Origin of the sequence: uncultured Blautia sp., assembly GCF_902497045.1 — a bacterium.
Taxonomy (GTDB): domain Bacteria; phylum Bacillota; class Clostridia; order Lachnospirales; family Lachnospiraceae; genus Blautia_A.
The window spans coordinates 1-5,528 of sequence record NZ_CABVDF010000193.1; the positions used below are offsets into that span (position 1 = coordinate 1).

The 5,528-nt window shown below is 45.1% G+C and carries 5 protein-coding genes; 1 reads left to right on the plus strand and 4 read right to left on the minus strand.

Annotated features, from left to right (window positions below):
• Positions 1–80: 80 nt before the first annotated feature.
• Positions 81–1,523 carry a sodium:solute symporter family protein gene (locus RDS42_RS11900; RefSeq protein ID WP_308783852.1) on the plus strand — a complete coding sequence of 481 codons (1,443 nt, stop codon included), beginning with the start codon at positions 81–83 and terminating at the stop codon, positions 1,521–1,523.
• Between the two features lie 160 nt (positions 1,524–1,683).
• Here RDS42_RS11900 and ptsP read toward each other — a convergent pair whose 3' ends face one another.
• The 4 genes from ptsP to RDS42_RS11920 all read right to left on the minus strand — a co-directional run.
• Complete coding sequence (gene ptsP / locus RDS42_RS11905; RefSeq protein ID WP_308783853.1) at positions 1,684–3,312, minus strand: phosphoenolpyruvate--protein phosphotransferase; 1,629 nt, start codon at positions 3,310–3,312, stop codon at positions 1,684–1,686.
• Between the two features lie 92 nt (positions 3,313–3,404).
• A complete protein-coding gene (locus tag RDS42_RS11910; protein WP_022067266.1) occupies positions 3,405–3,662 on the minus strand; it encodes an HPr family phosphocarrier protein in 258 nt (85 codons plus the stop codon).
• Between the two features lie 63 nt (positions 3,663–3,725).
• Positions 3,726–4,583 carry a PRD domain-containing protein gene (locus tag RDS42_RS11915; protein WP_308783854.1) on the minus strand — a complete coding sequence of 286 codons (858 nt, stop codon included), beginning with the start codon at positions 4,581–4,583 and terminating at the stop codon, positions 3,726–3,728.
• 22 nt (positions 4,584–4,605) lie between these two features.
• Positions 4,606–5,528, minus strand: a 923-nt coding sequence (locus tag RDS42_RS11920; RefSeq protein WP_308783855.1) for a glucose PTS transporter subunit IIA, incomplete at its 5' end; no start/stop codon positions are given.

Sequence of the window (5,528 nt, forward strand, 5' to 3'; positions counted from 1 at the left end):
CATTTTACTTTCAGCACAAATTAAGTTATAATTTATTTATATTTTTTAGTGATTTTTAACAATTAAAAGGAGGATCGAGTATGGTTTTACAAACCCAGGCAATCATTATTGTAGTGGCATATCTGATAGGTATGCTTGTAGTCGGTTTTATTGTCGGCAAATTAAAGATCAAAGACAGCAGTGATTACATGCTGGCAGGCCGTCGTATGGGGTTGTTTATGGTGGCTTTTTCACTTTCTGCCAACAACATCGGCGGCGGATCCACAACCGGTCTGGCACAAAAAGCTTTTGGAGACTGGGGAATGAGTGCAATCTGGTATGTTCTTGCAGCATCTGCTGCCATGATTCCACTTGCCTATTTTGCGCCTAAGATCCGCCAGACTATGGCTGTTACCATCCCTGAGGTTGTTGGACGCCGTTTCGGAAAAATTTCCAGCACCTTTACCGCAGTCTTGGGAATTCTTTCTCTTTTTTGCCTAACTTCCTCACAGATTGCAGCATCCGGAAGTGTTGTAGCCAGCCTTACAGGTATTCCTACCAACGTTGCCCTGGTCATTGCAGGCGCAGTTGTTATCCTGTATACCACTTTTGGCGGAATGATCGCCGATCAGATTTCAGATCTTGTACAGTTTGCTATTATATTGGTAGGACTTGCTGTTGCAACTCCTATTGTAATCCACGGATGCGGCGGCTGGGATGCTATCTCCGCAGCACTTCCTCCGGTACAGCTGGATTTTACAAAAATAGGCTGGGTTACGATTATCGGCTACATTTTTAATTATTTCTGTACCTTCCTGGCCGGTCCTGAAATGGTATCCCGTTTCGAGACTGCCAAAGATGAAAAAACTGCCAGACAGGCATCCTGGGTTTCTGCGATCCTGATGGCAGCAATGTCCATTTTCCCTACTCTGCTTGGTCTTGCAGCTCTTGCAACTATGCCTGACCTTGCTGACGGCGGCAAAAATGCAATGATGGCAGTTACCACAGCTCATGCTCCGGCATTTATCGTAGGAATGATCTCTGCGGCTATCATCTGTGCAACCATGTCCTCCGCAGACTCCAATCTTTTGTGTATGTCAACCATGATCATGAACGATCTCTATCTGGAATACGGCGGGAAAAAGCTTTCTGATAAAAAAATCATCACCTACACAAGAGCCTGCAATGTGATTGCCGCAGTAATCGCCATGCTGATCGCCATGTTTGGTGTTCCTATTGTAACCATGAATACCTTCGCTTTCGGTATACGGTGCGCCGGTCCCTTTGCAGCCTACGGTCTTGGTCTCATCGTACCAAAGGCCACAAAAAATTCCGGTATTCTCTCTCTGTTTGGCGGAACCATCGGCTTCTGCTTCTGGCAGGTATTAAGCGGCGGCGGCTTCAAATTCGGCATCCTTCCTGTCGTTTTCGGATGTACTGTCAGCGCTGCGGTTTTCTTTATTGTAAACTTCATTGAGTGGAAACGCGGAGTACAGCCTGCGCCATCTGCTTACATAGAAAAAACAGATAACAGACAATTATAAATTTGCTGTCTAAAAATCTAAAGCAGGAATAAATTCTTCTGTTACACAAGCTGGTTCAAGTCTTGGAAATTTCTGATCTTCCGCTTCTTCGCAAAAAAACGATCCCCCGTATGCTAAACTCGTCTGCAACTCAGACAGTAGCATACAGGGGATCAATACTTTATTCTTCTACTTTCATTTCACGGACAATCTTGCGGAGTTTCAGGATCATAGACGGTGCTACGGACAACTCGTCCAGTCCCATGCGGACAAATTTCTCTGTCAGAGTCAGGTCAGCTCCCAGCTCCCCACAGATACCAGCCCATTTGCCGCACTTATGTGCGTTGTCTACAACCATCTGGATCATCCGCAGAACTGCTTCATGATGCGGATTGTAAAAATCATCCAGTTTTTCGTTCTGACGGTCGATGGCCAGCGTATACTGAGTCAGGTCATTTGTTCCGATACTGAAAAAATCTACCATCTCAGCCAGGCGGTCGCTGATCATAACAGCCGCCGGAGTCTCGATCATAATTCCCTGCTCCGGAATTTTATACTGGATCTCCTGAGCCTTCAGTTCGATCTCAACTTCTTTTACTATCTCATAAATTTTTTCCACTTCCTCAACAGAAGTGATCATGGGATACATAATAGAAAGGTTGCCATATACAGCTGCACGGAAAAGAGCTCTCAGCTGAGTCTTAAAAATATCAGGCTGCTTCAGGCAGATACGGATCGCACGATACCCCAGTGCCGGATTATCTTCATTTCCAAGATTAAAGTAATCCACCTGCTTGTCTGCTCCGATATCAAGGGTACGGATGATAACTTTCTTACCGGCCATAGTCTGTACCGCCTGCTTATATGCCTGGAACTGTTCTTCCTCTGTAGGAAAATCATTTCTTCCTAAATACAGGAATTCGCTTCTGAAAAGTCCGATACCACCTGCATCATTTTCCAGAACATAACCGATATCACCGACACTTCCGATATTTGCATAAATATTGATCTTTTTACCGTCAAGTGTAATATTTTCTTTCCCTTTCAGTTCCTGCAGAAGCGCAAGCTTCTCTTTTTCTTCCTGAACTCTTTTAAGTGTGGCTGTCTGAGTTTCTTCGTCCGGATCAAAGGTCACCCGGCCGGTAAATCCGTCTACCACTGCTGTTGTGCCGTTTTTCAGCTCATTGAGATCAAGAGGAACTCCGATCAGAGCCGGGATATTCATCATACGGGCAAGGATTGCAGTATGAGAATTTGTAGAACCGTGAACCGTGACAAATGCAAGGATCTTTTCCTTGTCCATCTGGACAGTTTCACTTGGACTCAGATCATCCGCTACAATAATCGAAGGATCGATATCGCTTAAGTCTGCATCCTCCTGTCCGCTCAGATTACGTACCAGACGTTCTGAAATATCCTTAATATCGGCTGCGCGTGCTTTCATATAATCATCATCCATAGATGCAAACATCTGGGAGAAGTTATCTCCTGTCACTGCAACCGCATACTCTGCATTTACCATTTCTGTCTGGATCATATTCTGAATAGCCTCCAGATAATCCTCATCTTCCAGCATCATCTGATGTACTTCAAAAATAGCTGCACTTGCCTCTCCGACTTCTTTCAGCGCCTTGTCATAAAGCTTCTGAAGCTGTTCCTGTGAACGCTTTACCGCTTCCTGAACCCGTCCGGTCTCAGCATCAGCATCTTCGATCCTGGATCTTTTCACCTGATAATCGTTCTTTTTCAGAACAACTACCGGTCCCATTACAATTCCTTTATATACGGATTTTCCCTGGAAACTTTGCATACTTTTTTCCTCCCTGACCTGTTGCTTTTATATTTTCGTTACTGTTCACACCTTACGAGACAGTGCCGTGCGAACAGTAACCTATTTTCTGATTAGAGATTTTCGTTAAAGAATTTCTCCAGTTCTGCGATAGCAGTATCCTCATCCTCGCCTTCTGCAGTTACCTTAACGAGATCTCCCTGTTTAGCGCCAAGAGACATCAGCATCATAAGCTGAGAAAGTTTTACACTTTTGCCCCCTTTTTCGATCATACATACAGAGCTGTATTTTTTAGCCTCTTTTGCAAGAAGTCCTGCCGGTCTTGCGTGGATTCCCAGTTCATCTTTAATTGTGTACTCAAACGATTTCATAATATACCTCCATATTGTTTTTGTTTTATTTTACATCATCTTGATATAATTTACCATACTATTTTAAAAAGTCTCCTGTGTATCTTCTTTCCGCTCCGTATCCATTACACGTTCCAGATGCATGGCAAGATACCCGATCTCCACATCATGCAGACAGATTTTCAGATTTTTTTCCATTTCTTCACACACCTGGGCTGCCATCTCAAAGGCTTTTGGAAACCGGATGGAAATATAATCGTTCATATTGACCTTCAGTTTTTCTCCTTCAATAGCGCGGGCCACCATATAACGGATATGGTTCATCAGGCGGTTATAGGAAAGGGACATTACGTCAATGGTGGTTCCCGTCTGCTTTTCTACCATGGAAATACAGTCCCTGACTGCCCTGGTCAGCTGCATGGCCTGAGAAACCTTCTGATCCTCAATGGCCGCATGGACATGAAGGGCGATATATCCGATCTCATGCTCATCAATTTCCACATGAAGCCGTTCTCTGAGAAGCTGTTTGGTACACTGGGCAACCTTATACTCCTGGTGGAACAGGATCCGTATGTCCTCTGTAAGAGGATTACTGATCTGTTCCCGGTTCCGGATACGCTGTACAGCAAAGGCAAGATGATCTGCCATAGGAAACAAAATGGAACGGTCGATCCGGCCGAATACTTTTTCTGCATGGTCAAGAATTTCTCCGGCAAGTTCCAGACATTCCGGAGGAACAGACCGGATGATCTCTTCCGCCGGTCCTCTCTCTGTAAGCTCCGTCAGCGTGTATACTTTTGCATCCTCTCCCACAGAAACACTTTCGCTCACCTTTCTTCCAAAAGCAATTCCTTTTCCCATAATCAGACATTTACATTTATCCTTACTTCGGATCCCAATAAATGTATTATGATTTAAAACCTTTACTATCCTGTACACCATCCGTATCCTTCCCCATTCAGCTCTAGTTCAGCACTTCCACCTCAAACAGCGGCTCTCCTGCTTTCACCGGTCCCTCTTTCAGAAGACGGATCCTCTGATCGTCTCCAAGTTCCGTACAGAGAACCGGCGTCGCCAGAGACGGCGCATTGGCTTTCAGATAATCCAGATCAAGCTTCAGCATAGGCTGACCTTTTTTTACCTTCTGTCCATTTTCCACCAGAACCTCAAATCCCTCTCCATTTAATTTTACTGTGTCGATTCCTACATGGATCAGAAGGCTGACCCCGGAATCTGTCATATATCCAACAGCATGCTTTGTGTCAAATACAAAAGCAACCTCTCCATCCTCAGGAGCATATACAAAGGCTTCCTCAGGAGTTACCACAGCGCCGTCGCCCATCATCCTCTGCGCAAACGCTTCGTCAGGAGCCGTTCCCAGGTCTGCCGCCTTTCCGGTCACGGGGCTGGAGATCACAATTCGTTTTACTACTTTCTTCTCTGTTTCTGTATTCTCAGTTTCTTCCTGCTTTGCTTCTCCTGCTTCCTCTGCTTCTGCATAGGTATCCGGAGCTTTTTCCAGATAATCCTCCAGATTGGATTTGATCACCGTTACATTTGGTCCGTAAATAACCTGCACTCCATTTCCCTTATGGACTATGCCGGAGGCTCCTGTCGCTTTCAGAATGCTGTCATTGACCCTGGAAGCATCGTGGACCGTACAGCGAAGCCTTGTTGCACAGCAGTCCACATCACTGATATTCTTTTTGCCGCCAAGACCTCTGGTAATCGCCTCACTGACCGGATCCTCGCTGTCTGAAGCCTGTACCTCTCCGGCTGCAGCTTTTCTGGCATTCACATCTGCCTTTGTATAAAGCTTTGTTTCTACATCATCCTCTTCGCGTCCGGGAGTCTTAAAGTTAAATTTCCGGATCATGAATTTAAAAA